We start from the raw sequence: 18998 nt of genomic DNA, 5'->3' as shown, positions 1-18998 counted from the left end.
ACTATATAGACGGATGAGAAGCGCAAAAGGTTTCAATTTTATTACAAAAATGTATCAAAACTATTTCTTTCACTAAATTATAGAAAAAACATTCCACTTTCCGGAGGAGAACGCTGAGCCAGATAAAACTCCTTTCCACGGGGTTTCCTCCCGAACGAGTCCCGTCACAAAGCATTAACAGAGCTTATTTAAAAAATGTCACCATGTGTATGGACAAACATGCATTTACATTTCATTGAATATGAGAGTGGAAACGCTTTACTATTAACTTACACAAAGAGAAATAAGTTTACAGAAAATGAGGGAGGAACCAAAAATGAGTCAATCGAGTGAAAAATCAGGAGTGAGAGCTAGAGTACAAAAGTTCGGTAGTTTCTTAAGCAGTATGATCATGCCGAACATAGCTGCTTTCATCGCCTGGGGGATAATAACTGCTTTATTCATACCTGACGGGTGGCTGCCAAACGAAGAACTTGCTGCAATGGTAGGCCCGATGATCAAATACCTGCTGCCATTACTGATTGCATTTACTGGAGGACGTTTAGTTCATGGTTTACGAGGCGGAGTAGTTGGTGCTACTGCTACAATGGGAGTCATCGTAGGCGCACCAGATACCCCTATGTTTTTAGGGGCCATGATTATGGGACCATTTGGAGGTTACCTGATCAAGAAGGTTGACGAAGCATTAGAAGGAAAAGTTCGTCAAGGGTTTGAAATGCTCATCAATAACTTTACAGCCGGTATCCTCGGTTCTGTTCTAGCCATTTTATCCTTGTATGGAGTAGGCCCTGCAGTTGCAGGTCTTACACAAATTTTAGGTGCAGGTGTAGAGGTACTTGTTAATGCTGGATTGCTTCCTTTGGTCAACCTGTTCATTGAACCTGCGAAAGTGTTGTTCCTGAACAATGCGATCAACCATGGTATTTTAAGTCCACTGGCTGTGGACCAGGCTACACAAACGGGTAAATCGATCTTATTCTTGTTAGAGACGAACCCCGGACCAGGTTTAGGTGTCTTGTTAGCCTTCACTCTGTTCGGAAAAGGGACTTCAAGGCAAACAGCTCCGGGAGCTGCTATTATTCACTTCTTCGGTGGAATACATGAAATTTATTTCCCTTACATTCTCTCTAAGCCGTTCTTGATCCTGGCAGCTATTTCTGGTGGTGTAGCAGGTACAGCGACATTTGTCGCCTTTGATGCCGGGCTGTCTTCCACGCCATCTCCGGGAAGTATCATTGCATTGTCGTTATTAACACCAAAGGGCAATTATTTAGGTGTCTTTGCAGGAGTCATTGTAGCAACAATCGTTTCTTTCGTAGTATCAGCAATCATCCTTAAAGCGAGTCGGAAAGATGACGAAGGTGATCTGGCTGCTGCGACTGAAAAAATGGAAGGCATGAAAGGGAAGAAGAGCCGGGTTTCAGGTCAGCTGACAAAAGAAAATGAGGCAGCTAATACTTCTCAACAAGAGGAACAAAGCCGCAATACAGACGAGGTTCCTGAAGTTGATTATACAGAAGTCGACAAAATCATCTTTGCATGTGATGCGGGCATGGGTTCAAGTGCCATGGGAGCTTCGCTGTTAAAAAATAAATTTAAAAAAGCTTCCATTGATATTAACGTAACGAATATGGCCATCAATGACTTACCTGATGATGTTGATATCGTCATTACTCATAAAGACTTAACCGAACGTGCGGTGCAAAAAGTTCCTCACGCCCACCATATTTCAGTAGAAAACTTCTTGAACAGTCCTAAATATGATGAACTTGTTTCAGAGTTGAAAAAGTAATCGTAGTAAAAAAAGGGTAAGAGTCTGAATAAGACAGACTCTTATTCTTAATCATCCTAAGGGTATAAGCTTTCAAGACCCGAGTGAGAGGGGGGATTCAGTGTACGTATCTGCAAGAGAACGCAAGTTGATTGAAATGTTGCTGAGTGTGAATCATGAAGTTCCGATTCAAGATTTGGCAGATGAATTGGATGTCAGTTCCAGGACTGTCCGTAGAGATTTGAAAGGGATGAGTAAAATCCTGAATGATTACGGTCTTGCATTAGAAAAAGTCTCAGGAAAAGGAATAGCAATACTTGGAGATGAAAGTGAGAAACTAAAGCTGAAAAGTTCCATCTATGAACAAAAGGCTCTTGATTATACCCCTGAAGAACGCAGTGTTTTAATTCTATCCAAATTGTTGGATTCAAGGGAGCCTGTAAAACTGCTTACCCTTGCGAATGAGTTAGGCGTGACGGTAGCTACGATCAGTCTTGATTTAGATAAGATTGAAGAAATCTTGAATGAATATGAGCTTTCTTTGGTCAGGAAGCGTGGATATGGAGTAGAAGTAAAAGGGGAAGAAGCCAATATCCGTGGAGCACTCCAATATGTCATCATGAACCATTTGAAAGAACAGGATTTTCTGAAATTTATCAGAGAAAACATGGAAACAAATTCTTTCTCTGACAAAACTGTAGACTCCATATCAGATCATTTATTAGGACTTGTCGATAAGGAAAAGGTATGGAAAATTGAGCAGACAGTCGATTCACTTCTTTCTACATTGACTTATCCATTGGCTGATCATGCTTATATTGGTTTAATCATTCACTTAGCTCTTGCGATTGAACGGCTTCAAAAAGGTGAGTTCATACAAATAGAAAATGAATACCTGGATGAATTAAGAGAGAAAAAAGAGTTCCAAGTGGCCCATCAACTTATCCATCGACTGGAAGCTCAATTCGACTTAACGATTCCAGAAGCTGAAACAGGTTATGTGACCATGCATTTGATGGGGGCGAAAGTAAGGTACAACCAAGAATTTGTTCTTGAAGACAGCAGCTTGAACGTAGCTTTTAAGGCGAAAAAATTAATTCAATATGTTTCAACATCACTGTCAAAAGACCTTAATCAATCCAGTCAATTGCTTAATGATCTTGTCGTTCACTTGAAACCGAGTTTATATAGGATCCAACAAAGAATGGATATTCAGAATCCGTTGAAGGATCAGATTGAGGAAGACTATGCTGAACTTTTCAGCATATTGGAAGATGCGGTCAAACAGGTTTTCCCTTCCCTTAAGTTTCCGAAAGAAGAGACAGCATTTTTGGTCATGCACTTTGCAAGTGCGCTTTTGAATATGGAGGGAACTCGTGGACTTCGAGCACTTGTTGTTTGCTCAAGTGGTATAGGGACCGCAAAAATACTTGCAGCAAAGTTAAAGAATTATTTCCATGAGATTGAAAAGGTAGAGCACGAATCCCTTTTTGACTTGCACTCCATTGAGTTGGAACATTTTGACCTGATTGTATCCACTGTACCTCTCGAAGGAATGGAAGAATATGTGCTTGTCAATCCGATGCTACCTACAGCTGACGTCCATCGGCTTCAACATTTAATAAGAAAAATTAAAATACTTGAGAGTATGCACACTCCCGGTCCGAACGAACAACATCAAGGTCAAACCTTGGATACTATTCAGGAGTCCGTAGATCAATTCCAAAAGTATGCAGCGATTATCAGTCAACTGTTAAACGGATTGAACGTACATCGAACGTCCTTGAAAGACACGGGAGCTATTCTCCGTGAGGCGTGCTTTGAGTTGTATCAGGATGGGGTGGTTGAATCGGCGGATCAGGTTCAGGAAGCTTTGATGAATCGTCTTCAATCTGGCGGTGTAGGGGTGCCGAATACACAAATAGCTCTCCATCACACCAGACATGAATGTGTGAACCATCCTGTTTTTAATATAGTGATTCTGCAAAATCCTGTGAGTTTATCAGGAATGGATGGAGAGGAAGTGGAAGCTTCCGTTTTCCTGATCATGTTAGCTCCTAGGAAAGTTCAGCAAGAAACGTTGGAAATACTGGGGTCTTTAAGTTCATTGCTCATTGAGGATGAGGAAAGCGCTTATGTGTACCAGTCTCAGGATGAAGAGAGGATTAAAAACTATACTTCCATTCAGCTTCATCAATTTCTTAAAAGTAAATTATAATTTCGTAAAGGGAGAGTTTTAAATGACTAAAGAAGTACTGACGGATAAAACGATCAAATTGAATGAAAGTTTCCAAACAAAGGAAGAAGCTATTCGATATGTAGGTGGATTATTGCGGGATAACGGGTACGTCAATGATGAATACATCGGTAAAATGCTGGAAAGAGAAGAACTGACTTCTACTTTCATGGGGAACTTCGTTGCGATTCCTCATGGTACAGAAGACGCCAAGAAGGCTGTAAAGGAAACAGGGATCTCCGTCGTGACTGTTCCAGAAGGAGTAGATTTTGGTGGGGGAAATACTGTGAAACTCCTGATCGGAATTGCTGGAAAAGGCGGCGAACATTTAGAAGTACTTTCTCAAATTGCTATCGTATGTTCAGAAGAAGAGAATATCGACACCATCCTTGAAGCTGAAAGTGAACAAGAAATCATCAACCTATTCAATGAGGTGAATTAAGATGAAAGCTGTTCATTTCGGAGCGGGGAATATAGGCAGAGGGTTCATTGGAGCATTATTGTCAGAAGCGGATTATGAAACGACGTTTGTCGACGTGAACGAGAAAGTCATCAATGCACTGAATACGCATGGTGAATATATAGTCGAACTGGCAGGAACGGATGCCACAGAAAAAGTGAGCAATGTGTCAGGGTTGAACAGCCTTAATGAAGAAGGTAAGGTGATTGAAGCAGTTTCCAAAGCGGATCTGATCACCACAGCTGTCGGCCCTCAGGTCCTTCCTTTAGTAGCCCCTTTAATTGCTGAAGGCTTGATGAAAAGAGGACGTCCTGGGAATGTCATTGCCTGTGAAAATATGATTGGCGGAAGCACTTTATTAAGAGAACATGTTTTAAAGGAAGTCGGTGCAGAGGAGAAACCTTTATTGGACGACCATATCGGATTTCCTGATGCAGCCGTTGATCGAATTGTTCCAAATCAGGTTCAAAATGATCCATTAACCGTAAAGGTCGAGCCTTATTATGAATGGGTCGTTGAAAAGGGAGCTGTCAAAGGAGGCATTCCTGAAATTCAAGGCATCACTTTCGTAGATGACTTGACTCCATACATTGAAAGAAAATTATTCACGGTTAATACCGGACACGCCGTTGCAGCATACCTAGGAAAGTATAAAGGGTATAGCACCATCAAGGAAGCTCTTGAAGATCCATCAATTAAACAAAAGTTGGAAGGCGTACTAAGTGAAACAGGTAAAGTACTGATAGAAAAGTATGGATTCGACAAGGATCAACATCAAAAGTATATCCAGACCATTATCAAGCGTTTCGAAAACCCTGATTTGTCTGATGAAGTCACCCGGGTAGGAAGAGGACCTATACGGAAGCTTGGGGCAGGAGACCGCTTAGTGAAGCCAGCGCTTGAATATATTGATCTGTTTGGAGAGAAACCTGAACAGCTTGCACATGTCGTTGCAGCGGCTCTTTCTTATAAAAATGAAGATGATCCGGAAGCTGTTGAATTGCAGAAGATGGTTGATGAAAATGGTCATGTAGAAGCATTCAAACAGATTACTCAACTCGAAGAAGGTCATCCATTCGTACAAGCAGTTCACCAACAATTTGAAAATATAAGTTAGTACACAAAAAGCAACTTCTTTGCGTTAAAGAAGTTGCTTTTATTTTAATTATTATGTAGAGAGTTCATCTATGATTGTTATTCAGATTCTTGTTTCCTATATTTCTTAAGTGCTTGAATGACAGTCTCTCCTTGATCTTCGATGAACTGCAATCCATAGTGGTAGAATCCATCAACCTCTTTACTCCACATGACGTCGGCAGTGAAAGTGAGAGGAATGTCTGCGATGGTGGTCTGCACAAGGAGTTGAACTTTCATTGTCAAGGGAACATTCACTTCGGTGGAAAGCTTCATCCCGCCCGGGCTGATGTCCAGAACCTCCGCTTTTCCCATGGATGTACTGACTGTCCTTGAATCAATTTTTGTGATTTTAAAATTAGCAGGGCGAGGGTCGCCAAATGTATAACGTAACGTTTCTTTACGGCGGTATCTCATTCGAAGATCTCCCTTCCCAATCTACGCTTCTTTTTTTGAAAATACCAAAGTTTGGAGGGAAAAGCAACTAGATTAATAGAATAAAGAAGAAGACGCGTTTATTTTATCTGAAAATTTTGATATAATATTTTGGTTATTATACGAGCTTTTGAAAGACTGTGGAAAGGGGAAGGTTATGGAAACTTATGAATTAACATGGGATTTAGATACTATTTTTGAAGGTGGAAGTCGGTCTGAACAACTGAAAACTTATTTACATACGACTGAGGATCACGTGACTCAATTAGAAAAGCAGGTTCAGTCTTTTCTTCCTCCTAAGAATACGGATCAAAAAGAGGAGATGGCAGAAATCGTGGATCTCACTCAACTCATCATTAAAGAATTGACTGAGATCGGAGCCTTTGTAAGCTGCTTGACTGCTCAAGATGTCGAAGATAAAAAAGCGAATCTCTGGCAGGCCAAACGCAGTGAATTAGGTGCGCGGTTTGACAATGTGATGACTGAATTCGATCAAAAGATGGTCCAAATCGATAACGATGTTTGGAAATCACTGATCCAAGAGCCTCCTTTTTCTGAGATAAAATTTATAATGGAAGAAAGACGTCACTTGGCCAAAGATAAATTGGAATTGCGACAAGAATCCTTGATGAATGATTTAGCCGTGGACGGCTATCATGCATGGGGGCACATGTATGATTTGATGGTTGGTAAGATGAAAGTGACTATTGATGGAGAGACTTTATCGGTCGGTCAAGCCTCCAACCGTCTGGACTCGCACAAGCGTTCTGAAAGAAAAGCGGCTTTTGATCAGCTCCAGGAAGCGTGGAAGGGTCAGCTCGATTTGTTCAGTGAAACATTGAACCACCTGTCTGGTTTCCGACTTCAAACCTATAAGCATCGAGGTTGGGGAAATGTATTGAAAGAACCTCTCGATTATAATCGGATGAGCGAAAAAACATTGAACGCCATGTGGGATTCGATTACAGAATACAAACAGCATTATGTGCCCTTCATGGAAAAGAAAGCTGAATTGCTCGGAATTGATAAATTAAGCTTTTACGATGTAGAAGCACCTATAGGGGAAGCGACGCAAACAATGAGTTTTCAAGAAGGGGCCGATTTCATCGTTCAGCAATTCAGCAAATTCAGTCCAAAGATGGCGGACTTTGCTGAAATGGCCTTTGAGAAGCGATGGATCGAAGCGGAAGATCGCCCGGGTAAGCAGCCGGGAGGGTTTTGCACGAGCTTTCCTGACAGCCAGGAAACCCGTATTTTCATGACTTATTCAGGGTCTCCTTCCAGTGTGGCTACTTTGGCACACGAATTAGGACATGCCTATCATCAGCATGTCATGAATGATCTGCCTATCTTGAATCAGGGTTATGCCATGAACGTGGCAGAAACTGCTTCTACATTTGCAGAGATGATTGTAGCTGATGCTGCAGTCAAACAGGCTGAAGATGAACAGGAAAAAATGGTGCTGTTGGAAGACAAAGTCCAGCGAAGCGTAGCCTTTTTCATGAATATCCATTCCCGCTTTTTATTTGAAACGAGTTTCTACGAGGAGCGTAAGAAAGGCGTAGTAACGACTGAACGTTTAAATGAGTTGATGGTGGAGGCGCAGAAGGAAGCTTATGTAGGGACGCTCGGTGAATACGATCCTACTTTCTGGGCTTCGAAACTTCATTTCCATATTACAGATGTGCCGTTTTATAACTTCCCATATACATTCGGTTATTTATTCAGTATGGGAATTTACGCTAAAGCGCTCGAAATCGGACCAGAATTCGAGGATCAGTATATTGCACTCCTACAGGATACAGGAAGAATGACTGTCGAAGATCTTGCGAAGAAGCATCTTGGAGTCGACCTTGAAGAGCCGGATTTTTGGAAGCATGCGCTTGACCTCTGCCTGGCAGATTTGAATGAATTCATGGCATTGGTTCAGACCTGATCGATAAAAGGAGTGTTTAGGATGGAAAAGCGAATACCTGAGGGGGAAAAGACCGAAAGAGTAGCAGAGTTGGATGGTTGGAAGCTGCAAGATGAGAAGTTCATTGTGAAACGCTACCGTTTTAAAGATTTCCTGACAGGGGTCCAGTTCGTCAATAACGTTGCACAATACTCGGAAGAAATTCAACACCACCCGTTTATCAGCATCGATTATAAAATGGTCACCATGAAGCTTACTTCTTGGAATGCAAAAGGATTGACCGATCTCGACCTTAAATGTGCTGAAAAATATGATGAGTTTTATAAGCAGTTGGTAGAGTGACGGGGAAGTACTTAATTTAAATAGTATATTGCGTATGTTTAGGCTGAGATTGCGTAAATTGAGAGGAGTATTGCGTATATTCAAGCCGTGATTGCGTAAATTGAGAGGACTATTGCGTATATTCAAGCTGCAATTGCGTAATTTGAACAGCACCTACGTTTTCCTCTATATAATGATGAAGAGCCACCAGCGTGAGCTGGCGGCTCTTTTTATTTTGTCTCTATCGTTAACCTCTTTACGTCTCGTCGAATCAATTTCTCTATTTTTATACTCTCTTTTTCTATGAAAAGGCTAACATTTTCAATGTATCACACACATTTTTATAATACTACAATGAATGGAAAATTTTATTTTGGTAATACTTGGTTTCATTTCAATGCATTTACATGTTCATCCGTAAACAATGATTCACTTTCTTCAGGGTAAGCAAAACATTGGATGGATTGTTCAGTGAACGGATGAATGAATGTGAGCTTCGCTGCATGTAAAGCTTGTTTATAATGTAGGTCACCCTGCCCGCCATACATCGTGTCACCTAAAAGTGGGTGGCCGACATAGCTCATATGGACTCTGATCTGATGGGTCCGTCCTGTTTCCAATTGCAGCTTGAGCAGAGATGCATCTTTTTCAGCATCGTAACGAAGTACTTCATAATGAGTTTCTGCATATTGGCCATCCTCTGTGACGCACCGCCGGATCGTATGATCAGGATCTTTTCCTGTAGGATGGGAGATGACTCCTTTTTCAGGAGAAATCGATCCATGAGCCCAGGCAAGATAGGTCCGTTTGATCGTTCGTTTCTGCAGTTCTTTTCCCAACATCGCAATCGCCAAGTCATGTTTCGCAAAAAGAATGGCTCCCGAAGTGTGCCGATCCAATCTATGGACATACTTCGGTGTCGAGGGGATCCCTTCTTTTACAAAATAACCAGCAACACCATTAACGAGTGTATCGTCTTCTGTAGGAAAATTCGGATGAGTAAAAACCCCGGAAGGTTTGTTCACTACGAGCAGATGATCGTCTTCATAAATCACATCAATCGGCATATTATTAGGCTTTACCGTCAGAGGTTGTGGCTCAAACAAACGTATACACATCAAGTCCCCTGCTCTCACGGTTGTGTTCTTCCAGTGGATGAATTCATCATTCAAAGACACTCCCCTTTGATTACGGAAACGGTGCATCAGTTTTCTGGGTACTCCCAAATCTTTTCTCATTATACGATCGACGGTTTTCCCATCCCATTTATATGGAACGACGAGTTCGAGCCATTCTCCTATTCTTTTTGTTTCCATTCCTACACCTTCATTTCTCTGTTGGTACTCGTTGTAACGGCTGAAATCTATTTTACGTGCGCCGAGGTCGTGGGCGCAAGATACCCCTGCTGAGTTTTTCAAAAAACCAGAAGGTGTTGACACATTCATAATTATGTTATAATAGTAAAGTTGAATAAATGTGAAACGAAAGAGGTGTGTGCTTCATGCAACACAGAAACGATATTCGTAATATTGCCATCATTGCCCACGTTGACCACGGAAAAACAACCTTAGTGGACCAAATGCTCCACCATTCTGGTACCTTCCGTGAGAACGAACATGTGGATGATCGTGCGATGGACTCAAATGATTTGGAAAAAGAGCGCGGAATTACGATTCTAGCTAAGAATACCGCGATTAACTATAATGATACTCGTATCAACATTCTTGATACACCGGGACACGCAGACTTCGGTGGTGAAGTTGAGCGTATTCTGAAAATGGTAGACGGTGTTCTACTTGTTGTAGATGCGTACGAAGGTTGTATGCCACAAACACGTTTTGTTCTTAAGAAGGCATTGGAACAGAAATTGACTCCAGTTGTCGTATTGAACAAAATCGACCGTCCGAATGCCCGTCCTGAGCAGGTAGTCGATGAAGTCCTTGACTTATTCATCGAACTAGGTGCGGACGACGACCAGCTTGATTTCCCAGTTGTTTATGCTTCTGCATTGAATGGTACTTCTGGTGAAGAGCCTGAAGAACAGAGCGAAACAATGGATCCGATCTTCAAGTTGATCATGAACAATATCCCAGCTCCAGTAGACACGCAGGAAGACCCGCTTCAGTTCCAGGTTACGCTGTTGGATTACAACGATTACCTTGGCCGTATCGGAGTAGGACGAGTGTTCCGTGGAAGTATCAAAGTCGGACAGCAAGTGTCACTGATGAAGAAAGACGGTTCTGTGAAAAACTTCCGTGTCAGCAAACTGTTCGGTTTCATCGGCTTGAAGCGTATTGAAATTGAAGAAGCGAAAGCTGGTGACATCATCGCCCTTGCGGGTATGGAAGATATCAACGTCGGTGAAACTGTATGTCCTACGGATCATCAAGAAGCGATGGAAATCCCTCGTATCGATGAACCGACTCTACAGATGACGTTCCTGGTCAACAACAGTCCTTTTGCAGGTCGCGAAGGTAAATATGTGACGGCTCGTCAAATTGAAGAACGTCTACTCACTCAGCTTGAAACAGACGTAAGTCTTCGTGTAGAACCGACAGATTCACCGGATGCCTTCACTGTTTCAGGTCGTGGTGAACTTCACCTGTCCATCTTAGTGGAGAACATGCGTCGTGAAGGATTTGAACTTCAACTTTCTAAACCTCAAGTTATCTTGAAAGAGATTGACGGTGAGATTTGTGAGCCGGTTGAACGTGTTCAAATCGATACGCCGGAAGAGTACCAAGGTGCAATCATGGAATCGATCGGTTACCGTAAAGGTGAAATGCAGGACATGGTCAACGATGGTAACGGACAAGTCCGTCTGGAATTCCTCGTTCCATCTCGTGGCCTGATCGGCTATTCCACTGAATTCATGACCCAGACACGCGGTTACGGAATCTTGAACCATACGTTTGATGGCTATGCGCCACTTACGAAAGGTCAAGTCGGAGGCCGTCGTGAAGGTGTTCTTGTTTCCTTGGATAAAGGCAAAGCATCCACTTATGGAATCATGAACCTTGAGGACCGTGGAACAATCTTTGTTGAACCGGGTACTGAAGTTTATGAAGGAATGATTGTCGGTGAACACAACCGTGAGAATGACTTGACGGTCAACATCACGAAAGAAAAACACCTGACTAACATTCGTTCTGCTAACAAAGACTCTACAAACACAATCAAGAAGACTCGTTCAATGACGCTTGAAGAAGCGATCGAGTATCTTGATGATGATGAATACTGCGAAGTGACGCCAGAAAACGTTCGTCTACGTAAGAAATATCTAAACAAAAACGAACGTGAAAAAATGGCGAAGAAGAAGAAACTTCAAAACGCAGACATTTAAAAGTGAAATAAAACACAAAAAATCCTGAACCGGATCAACGGTTCAGGATTTTTTTATTCTACAGAATCATTTGTCCAGTCATAGGTGTAGAAACGCTCATTTGTCACCCATTTCAAGGCTTCCGGGTCATTGGCTTTGATCCCTTCTTCAAGCATTTCGAGCATATGCGCTGTTTGGGAAATGTGAGCCCTCATCGCATTGAGCTTATCTTCCTGGACGTCACGGATGTCATGAATGATGTCAGCCTCTCCCAATTTCTCTTCTGTATCATTGGCAAAAGCGACACCGTGGAATTTGGGGCGCTGGGCTGGTTCCATGTCACGAATCGCTCTTACAACTGCACGAGCGGTAGCTTCATGATCGGGATGGACGGCAAAGCCAGGATAGAAGCTGATGACAAGAGAAGGATTCAATTCCTCAATCAAATCGGTGACTAGCTGCTTCATCTTATCATCATCTTCGAATTCCAACGTTTTATCTCTCATGCCCATCATCCGCAAATCTTTTATGCCCATCGCTTCGGCCGCTTTCAGAAGCTCTTTTTTGCGGATATCCGGTAATGTTTCGCGCGTTGCAAATGCAGGTTTACCGAGGTTCCTGCCCATTTCACCAAGAGTAAGGCAGGCATAGGTTAATGGTGTTCCTTGTTTTATATAAGAAGTGATCGTCCCTGAGACCCCGAAGGCTTCATCATCCGGGTGTGGAAAAATGACAAGGACGTGACGTTCGTTTTCTATCATGACTTCTGACACTCCTTCTAGAGGATTTCTACTTTTACATTATTACGTAATTCTTATGCTTTTAAAAGTCGTTTGTTTATAGCAGATTGACTTTGAATGTTTATATTCATTCGAGATAAGGAAGAACAACCATAAAGTGTAAATCAGGAAGGAGTAATACAATTATGGAAGATCGCATCAAACATTTAACGGATTGGCTGCAAAAGAAAGTGGAAGAAGCAGGCGCTGATGGTCTGCTTGTCGGTGTCAGCGGAGGGATCGATTCTGCTGTCGTTTCCTATTTGATCAAACGGGCATTCCCTGATGACTCTTTAGGTGTCATCTTACCTATCAATAAAGAAGTGGAAGATCAAGAAGACGCCTTAAAAGCAGTCGAAGGTTGTGGTCTGGATTATGTCGGTATCAACCTAACCTCTTCCTACAAGACAACTTATGAAACCATTCAGGAACAGTTAAAGGAAAAAGGAGATTGGCATGAGGATAAATCTCAGCTTGGCGGAGCAAACCTTCAAGCAAGGTTACGGATGAGTACTCTCTATGCTGTCGCGAACAATTATAATTATTTAGTGGTAGGAACTGATAATGCCGCAGAGGACTATACTGGATACTTCACTAAATATGGAGACGGGGGAGTGGACCTTGTTCCATTGATCCATATGAGAAAAGAAGAAGTTCGTGAAATGGCAGAAGCGTTGGATGTACCTGATTCTATCGTTCATAAAAAGCCGAGCGCTGAATTATGGGAAGGGCAGACCGATGAAGATGAACTTGGAATATCTTATGATACAATCGATGCCTATCTCCGTGGCGAGAGTATCGATCCTGAAGATGAAAAACGCCTGAAACAGCTGCACGAACGAACGGAACATAAGCGCCAGATTCCGGCAGGACCGGACAAGTACGAAGGAGATTAATCGGACAATGAACAATAAAACCGCGCTTATCATCACAGATATGGTCAATAAAATGGATTTCGACGGGGGAGATGATTTACTCCGTCATTCTCTATCCATGGTCGACAATCTCATAAGCCTTAAGAAAAAAGTGAAAGAAAAAGGGGTCCCCGTCATTTATGTGAATGACAATTTCGGTCTCTGGCAGGATAATGCCTCTGAGTTGATCAAGGAATGCAAAAAGGGGAGAGGTGAACCTGTCGTGGATGCCGTCATGCCTGAAGAGGACGATTATTTCATCATCAAACCGAAACATTCAGGTTTTTACGGGACTCAATTAGACATCCTTCTCAAGCATCTGAAGGTGGAGAACTTGATTTTGACAGGTGTTGCTGGAGATATTTGTGTTCTTTTCACAGCCAATGATGCTTACATGAGGGAGTATAACTTATGGGTTCCGAAAGACTGCGTAGCTTCGGAAAAAATAGATGATAATGACAATGCGCTGCAAATCATCGAACGTTCGCTTTTTGCCAATACGAGAGAAAGTACAAATACATCTATAGAGGAAGCATTTTTAAGTTAAAAGAGCAATCATAGGATTGCTCTTTTTTTGTTAGAGGAAAGATTGATGTCGGGATACTCATCTATGCGCAATAATAGGTGAAGAAAGTTTCACGTGCTATGATAGAAGTAACTAAACGACGAATGGGGTGATAGGGTGAAGAAGCGAAAAAAATGGCTGTTCGTTGGTGTCTTCGTATTGATCGCTGTTTTCGTCATTCCTGAAGTGTACGCCTACTTTACGAAGCAGAACTATGAGAGTGAAGTCATCGCCGAGGATGAACGACCGGAAGGGTATGAAACAGCGACTCTTGCAGGGGGATGCTTCTGGTGTATGGAACCTCCCTTTGAAAAATTGAAGGGAGTGAGTGAAGTCGTTTCAGGCTACACAGGCGGAAGGACTGAAAACCCCACCTATAAAGAAGTTTCTTCGGGGAATACCGGCCACATAGAAGCCGTTCAAGTTTACTATGATCCTGATGTTCTATCCTATGAGCAGATATTAGAAGTGTTTTGGCGGCAGATCAACCCCACTGATAATGGAGGTCAATTTGTCGACCGTGGTGAACAGTATACGACAGCCATTTTCTATCATTCTGATGAACAAAAACAAATTGCTGAAGCCTCCAGGGAATCCCTGGATGAATCAGGAAGGTTTGATCAACCGATCGTCACCCCGATCCTTAAGGCAGAGACGTTCTATAGAGCTGAAGAATACCACCAAGACTATTACGAGAAAAATACGTTCCGGTATAAAATTTACCGGGGTAACTCCGGCCGGGATGATTACTTGGAAAAGGTATGGGGAGAGGATAGAAAAACGAACCTGCCTGAAAAATGAGCCAAACCTTAATAAGTGAATAAAATTAAAAACCCCTATCATCCATACAAGGAGATAGGGGTTCCTGGTTTCAATATTGTTTAGATTGTTGAGGGACGGATTGGTTTGCATCCGTGTCCAAAGTCGTAAAGCCTACTAAACCAAACCCGATGACGATCAATAACAGGATTGCGAACAAAAATTTTCTCATAACAGTTTCCTCCATTTAACCATAAAAAACGACAAATCCTTTTGCAGCACTTGAGAAATATGTCGAAATAGGACATATCCCCTCGATTTATAAAAGAATTTGTAAAATCTTTTGAATTCCTATTATATTGTACTTACTTTACTTAAAGAATACAACAGCCATACACATATTCAGGAAACCATTTTCAGACCGATGACCCCTGCTAAAATACATATGATGAAAAGAATTCTCTTCCTATTTACTTTTTCCTTAAAAAAGAAGATTCCAAGCAGTACTGTTCCTACAGAACCAATTCCCGTCCAAATCCCGTATGCGGTTCCGATTTGAACTTCCTGAAGCGATAGAGATAAAAAGTAGAAGCTCACAGCGCCTGAAGTAACCGCCAGGATGGTCGGCTTCAGCTTGGTGAATCCATCTGAAAGCTTCAGGAAAAACATGCCAGACATTTCTCCGAAACCTGCTAATAATAAGAATACCCATGCCATCATTAACCCCTCCTACTCGGTTTGTGTTTCTCGTGGTGTGTAATCAGAGAACTTCAGTCCGATGACGCCGATGATTAAAAGAGCAATAAAAAAGACTTTCCCAGCGCTGCCTGAATCGCCAAGAAATGTCATTCCGATTAATGCTGTCCCCGCAGCTCCGATCCCTGTGAAGATTGCATATCCGGTCCCGATTTCTATTTTTCGTAGTGCCTTGGTAAAAAACGTAAAACTGATAACAATGCATACAATAGTCATTAGGGAGTAAAGCGGGTGAGTGAAGCCTTCAGAAAGCTTCAATCCCACAGCCCATCCGATTTCAAAAACGGCTCCCATTAATAAATAGATCCATGCCATCATTCATTCCTCCCAACTTGGATCTTTGATTCCCAGCCAGAAAATATCCCAGCTTGCTTGTTGTCGCTGCTTAAATACTTCTCGGTCATAAAAATTTTCTTCAAGAAACAGTCCGTCAATCAACGTGTAAAAAGCGGAAGTCAGGCTGTCGAGAGAAAGAGGACGCAGTACGCCTTCTTCAATTCCAGCCTCGATGACGGGATGAATCACCGTTGTCATCGCTTCTTCAACTCTCAAAAAGACATTTTTGATTTCATCTGCAAATGTTTCCGGAGGAAAGAAGGTCACTCGTTTGAAAAACAATCCTTCGGTCGAATCTGCCATATGATCGAGATACACCTGATAAATGTGGTGCAACCGTTCATAAATCGTATGGTTCGCAGATAATTCTGCTTGTTCGGTCAAATACTTCATTTCTCTTTGAGCTACATCCTGTAAAACGGCCAGAAAAATCGCTTCTTTATTATCAAAATGATTGTATAATGAAGGTTTTTTAATGCCTACGGCGTCTGCAATATTGGCTAAGCTTGTACTTTCATATCCCTGCTGCGCAAAAAGTATCAAGCTTTCATCAATGATTTTTTGTTGTGTCATGGCATCACCCCTCGACTAACTAACGTTTGTTAGTCTCAACTATACCATGGAGTTTTTTTGTTGTCCAGTCCTCCGTCTTTCGACATGTTTAGTCAAATCCAGTTAGGGAATAAATAAAATATATGCTTTTATTGTCTGTACTTTTAAGAAATAAAAAGGGGTTGAAGCGGTGAATAAATACAGGTTGGATCGATTCGAGGGAGCTTATGCCATTTTGACTCAAGAGGAATACGAACATAGTGAACTTTCTGTTTTGAAAGAGCGTCTGGTCGCTTTTGCGAAACCTGGCGATATGTTGTTGATCGACTTTGATACGATGGGTAACTTGAAACATGTCGAGATCGTATCAAATTTGGATAAGATGGAGAAGGCTTGAATTGAAAAACTATGGATTTATGTCATAAGTGAACGCCCGCTATATTGAAAATCCTCACCTTCGATGATCTTTCTTAGAAAAGATGTTCAAAGGTGGGGATTTTTCTATGTCCGGAAATTGATTTTTGATATGCTATAATACAAACAAATGTTCTTTGAAAGGTGAGAACTAATAATGGAAGAACTGTTGAACGGATTGAATGAATCACAACAAGAAGCTGTCGTTTCGACAGAAGGATACATAAGGGTCATCGCCGGGGCAGGTTCCGGGAAAACACGAGCGTTGACACACCGCTATGCGTTCATCGTCAATGAGCTCGGCGTCGATCCTTCGAACATATTATCGGTGACGTTCACGAATAAAGCGGCCCATGAAATGAAGCGTCGAGTCAAGAAGCTGATTGACGGGGAGCAGGACACAGGTTTCATTGCGACGTACCATGGTTTTTGTGTCCGAGTCCTCCGTGAAGATATCCATCGATTGTTTTATCCGAAGAATTTCATCATTCTTGATGTTGAAGACCAAAAAATTCTCTTGAGAGAAATTTTCGAAGAGATGGAATTGAAAATGAATGATAAAACATTTAAGAGAATTTTGGATAAGATCGGGATATTAAAGGGAAATACCCATTATGTGCAGCAAATGATCTTACGGGGAGAAATGCCGAATATTGATGACGCGGGTGACTTGGACGGTCAAATCATCCAGAGGTATTTGAAAAAGCAGAAGCGCGTGTACGGTCTGGACTTTGACGACCTGCTCAACTTCGTTTTCGTCCTTTTCGACCAATATGGAGAAGTGCTGGAAAAATGGCAGGATCGACTGTTTTATATTCAGGTAGATGAGTTCCAGGACAGCAGTTCGAAGCAATTCGAGCTGGTCAAAAAACTCTCGGACAAGCATGGCAACCTGTTCGTCGTCGGTGATCCCGATCAGACGATTTACGAATGGAGGGGAGCAGACCCGAAGTATATCGTTGAATTTGAACAGTTCTTTGAAGATACGCAGACGATTTTTTTAAAACAGAACTATCGATCCACACCAGAAATCCTGTCACTTGGCAACGCACTGATTCAGCACAACTACTTCAGAGTGGATAAAGATATGAACACAGCGAATCCTCCCGGCGTGAAAGCTATCCACTATCATGGGAAAGACGAAGTGGAGGAAGCGAAATGGGTCGTTCACCGGATTCAGAAGATCTTGGAAGACCAGAAAGCAGAGCTCAGGGAGATCGCGATTTTATATCGAGCGAAGTATTTGTCCCGTTTCATAGAACAGGAATTGATCCACGCCAACATTGAATACACGATTTTCGGCGGTTTCAAATTTTTCGATCGCATGGAGATCAAAGATGCACTGGCCCATTTGCGGATGATCGCCTTCGGGGATGATCTCTCTTTCAGCCGGATTATCAATGTGCCCAAACGGCAGATCGGAAAAAAACGCATGGCCTTTCTACGCTCAAGAGCGGAAGAAGAGAACCTGACGTTATATGATGCATTGAAGAAGTATTCAACCCACGACCGCTTCAAACGAACCGGTGCAGACTCCTTCATCCAGGCGATCGAACGTCTGCGGAAGCGTCGCTCGGAAATTTCCGTTTCAGAGCTGCTGCAGGAAGCTCTTCAGCTTACCGGATATGAAGCCTATCGAAGGGAAGACGGTGATCAAGAGCGGCTCGACCATTTGACGGAACTGCTTCATTCCATCGTTCAGTATGAACAGACACTGGGCGAAGATATGGATCTTGAAGAATACTTGCAGATGATTTCCCTTTACACAGATGATGACCGCGATGATCAAGTGGACTCTGTGAAATTGATGACGATTCATACGGCCAAAGGCTTGGAATTCCCATACGTGTTCGTCGTGGGAATGACAGAAAGTGTGCTGCCGAATGTCCGGGCACTTCGTGCACGGAAGGAACGCGCCCTCGAGGAAGAACGGCGGCTGGCTTATGTTGCGGTGACCCGGGCGGAAAGAGAATTGTATTTGACGGAGTCAGAAGGCTTCCAAAATGGAGGTCAGAAGAAGTATCCATCCCGGTTCATCTTTGAAGTGGAAGATGATTTATATGAAAGAATCGGTGAGCTGGAAGACGCGTTGATTGAAGAAGCGAAAGAATATATCAAAGCTTCTCATCCTGGACAGAAAGAAGCTGAAATTGAAGGATACGCAAAAGGTACGCGTGTGAAACACCCGGTCTTCGGCGAAGGAACGATCGAAGACATCGATGAAAATAAGAATACGTACCGGGTGTTCTTTGACGGGATGAAAGCTCCAAGGCCGATCAGCCGTAATTTCAAGAAGTTAGAAAAAGTGGAGGACGCATAAAGAAAGGAC

General features: G+C 42.4%; 18 protein-coding genes. 12 read left to right on the top strand and 6 right to left on the bottom strand.

Features of this window, described 5'->3' with window-relative positions; all coding sequences use genetic code 11:
* Nucleotides 1-316: 316 nt before the first annotated feature.
* From LCL89_RS08620 to LCL89_RS08605, 4 genes are all read left to right on the top strand, one after another.
* Entirely contained in the window at nucleotides 317-1792 is a 1476-nt protein-coding gene (locus tag LCL89_RS08620; protein WP_224809745.1) for a PTS mannitol transporter subunit IICB, read from the top strand.
* Nucleotides 1793-1892: 100 nt separating this feature from the next.
* Nucleotides 1893-3989 (top strand): BglG family transcription antiterminator, encoded by a 2097-nt coding sequence (locus tag LCL89_RS08615; RefSeq protein WP_224809744.1) that lies wholly within the window; start codon nucleotides 1893-1895, stop codon nucleotides 3987-3989.
* A 22-nt stretch (nucleotides 3990-4011) separates the two neighbouring features.
* Nucleotides 4012-4449, top strand: a complete 438-nt coding sequence (locus LCL89_RS08610) for a PTS sugar transporter subunit IIA (RefSeq protein ID WP_224809743.1) — start codon at nucleotides 4012-4014, stop codon at nucleotides 4447-4449.
* A gap of 1 nt (nucleotide 4450) precedes the next feature.
* Nucleotides 4451-5584 (top strand): mannitol-1-phosphate 5-dehydrogenase, encoded by a 1134-nt coding sequence (locus tag LCL89_RS08605; RefSeq protein WP_224809742.1) that lies wholly within the window; start codon nucleotides 4451-4453, stop codon nucleotides 5582-5584.
* A gap of 77 nt (nucleotides 5585-5661) precedes the next feature.
* Here the strand turns inward: LCL89_RS08605 and LCL89_RS08600 are convergent, their stop codons facing one another.
* Nucleotides 5662-6018, bottom strand: a complete 357-nt coding sequence (locus tag LCL89_RS08600) for a PilZ domain-containing protein (protein ID WP_224809741.1) — start codon at nucleotides 6016-6018, stop codon at nucleotides 5662-5664.
* A 175-nt stretch (nucleotides 6019-6193) separates the two neighbouring features.
* On the opposite strand from LCL89_RS08600, the gene LCL89_RS08595 reads away from it, so the two are divergent.
* Both LCL89_RS08595 and LCL89_RS08590 read left to right on the top strand, forming a co-directional pair.
* Nucleotides 6194-7972 (top strand): M3 family oligoendopeptidase, encoded by a 1779-nt coding sequence (locus LCL89_RS08595; protein WP_224809740.1) that lies wholly within the window; start codon nucleotides 6194-6196, stop codon nucleotides 7970-7972.
* Nucleotides 7973-7993: 21 nt separating this feature from the next.
* Entirely contained in the window at nucleotides 7994-8293 is a 300-nt protein-coding gene (locus LCL89_RS08590) for a 4a-hydroxytetrahydrobiopterin dehydratase (RefSeq protein ID WP_224809739.1), read from the top strand.
* Nucleotides 8294-8661: 368 nt separating this feature from the next.
* Here the strand turns inward: LCL89_RS08590 and LCL89_RS08585 are convergent, their stop codons facing one another.
* Nucleotides 8662-9588 carry an RluA family pseudouridine synthase gene (locus LCL89_RS08585; protein WP_224809738.1) on the bottom strand — a complete coding sequence of 309 codons (927 nt, stop codon included), beginning with the start codon at nucleotides 9586-9588 and terminating at the stop codon, nucleotides 8662-8664.
* Nucleotides 9589-9773: 185 nt separating this feature from the next.
* Here LCL89_RS08585 and typA point away from each other — a divergent pair, with 185 nt between their 5' ends.
* On the top strand, nucleotides 9774-11615 hold the full coding sequence (gene typA / locus LCL89_RS08580; protein WP_224809737.1) for a translational GTPase TypA: 1842 nt from the start codon (nucleotides 9774-9776) through the stop codon (nucleotides 11613-11615).
* Between the two features lie 53 nt (nucleotides 11616-11668).
* On the opposite strand, the gene bshB2 is transcribed toward typA, so the two are convergent.
* Nucleotides 11669-12355 (bottom strand): bacillithiol biosynthesis deacetylase BshB2, encoded by a 687-nt coding sequence (gene bshB2 / locus LCL89_RS08575; RefSeq protein WP_224809736.1) that lies wholly within the window; start codon nucleotides 12353-12355, stop codon nucleotides 11669-11671.
* Between the two features lie 164 nt (nucleotides 12356-12519).
* Between bshB2 and nadE the strand changes: the two genes are divergently transcribed.
* The 3 genes from nadE to msrA all read left to right on the top strand — a co-directional run bounded on the left by nadE (nucleotide 12520) and on the right by msrA (nucleotide 14653).
* Entirely contained in the window at nucleotides 12520-13269 is a 750-nt protein-coding gene (gene nadE, locus LCL89_RS08570; protein ID WP_224809735.1) for an NAD(+) synthase, read from the top strand.
* Nucleotides 13270-13276: 7 nt separating this feature from the next.
* Complete coding sequence (locus tag LCL89_RS08565; RefSeq protein WP_224809734.1) at nucleotides 13277-13834, top strand: isochorismatase family cysteine hydrolase; 558 nt, start codon at nucleotides 13277-13279, stop codon at nucleotides 13832-13834.
* 135 nt (nucleotides 13835-13969) lie between these two features.
* Nucleotides 13970-14653, top strand: a complete 684-nt coding sequence (gene msrA, locus LCL89_RS08560) for a peptide-methionine (S)-S-oxide reductase MsrA (RefSeq protein ID WP_318245610.1) — start codon at nucleotides 13970-13972, stop codon at nucleotides 14651-14653.
* A gap of 360 nt (nucleotides 14654-15013) precedes the next feature.
* On the opposite strand, the gene LCL89_RS08555 is transcribed toward msrA, so the two are convergent.
* The 3 genes from LCL89_RS08555 to LCL89_RS08545 are packed head-to-tail and all read right to left on the bottom strand — an operon-like array spanning nucleotide 15014 to nucleotide 16276.
* Nucleotides 15014-15328 (bottom strand): DMT family transporter, encoded by a 315-nt coding sequence (locus LCL89_RS08555; protein ID WP_197317819.1) that lies wholly within the window; start codon nucleotides 15326-15328, stop codon nucleotides 15014-15016.
* Between the two features lie 12 nt (nucleotides 15329-15340).
* Nucleotides 15341-15682, bottom strand: coding sequence for a DMT family transporter (locus LCL89_RS08550; RefSeq protein WP_224809733.1), 342 nt, complete (start codon nucleotides 15680-15682; stop codon nucleotides 15341-15343).
* A 3-nt stretch (nucleotides 15683-15685) separates the two neighbouring features.
* Nucleotides 15686-16276, bottom strand: a complete 591-nt coding sequence (locus LCL89_RS08545; RefSeq protein WP_197317817.1) for a TetR/AcrR family transcriptional regulator — start codon at nucleotides 16274-16276, stop codon at nucleotides 15686-15688.
* 169 nt (nucleotides 16277-16445) lie between these two features.
* On the opposite strand from LCL89_RS08545, the gene LCL89_RS08540 reads away from it, so the two are divergent.
* Nucleotides 16446-16652 carry a hypothetical protein gene (locus tag LCL89_RS08540; protein WP_197317816.1) on the top strand — a complete coding sequence of 69 codons (207 nt, stop codon included), beginning with the start codon at nucleotides 16446-16448 and terminating at the stop codon, nucleotides 16650-16652.
* A 174-nt stretch (nucleotides 16653-16826) separates the two neighbouring features.
* Complete coding sequence (locus LCL89_RS08535) at nucleotides 16827-18989, top strand: ATP-dependent helicase (protein ID WP_224809732.1); 2163 nt, start codon at nucleotides 16827-16829, stop codon at nucleotides 18987-18989.
* Nucleotides 18990-18998 lie beyond the last annotated feature (9 nt).

Source organism: Halobacillus yeomjeoni (assembly GCF_020171525.1).
GTDB classification, from domain to species: domain Bacteria; phylum Bacillota; class Bacilli; order Bacillales; family Halobacillaceae; genus Halobacillus; species Halobacillus yeomjeoni.
This window is presented reverse-complemented; position numbering and strand designations above follow the sequence as displayed.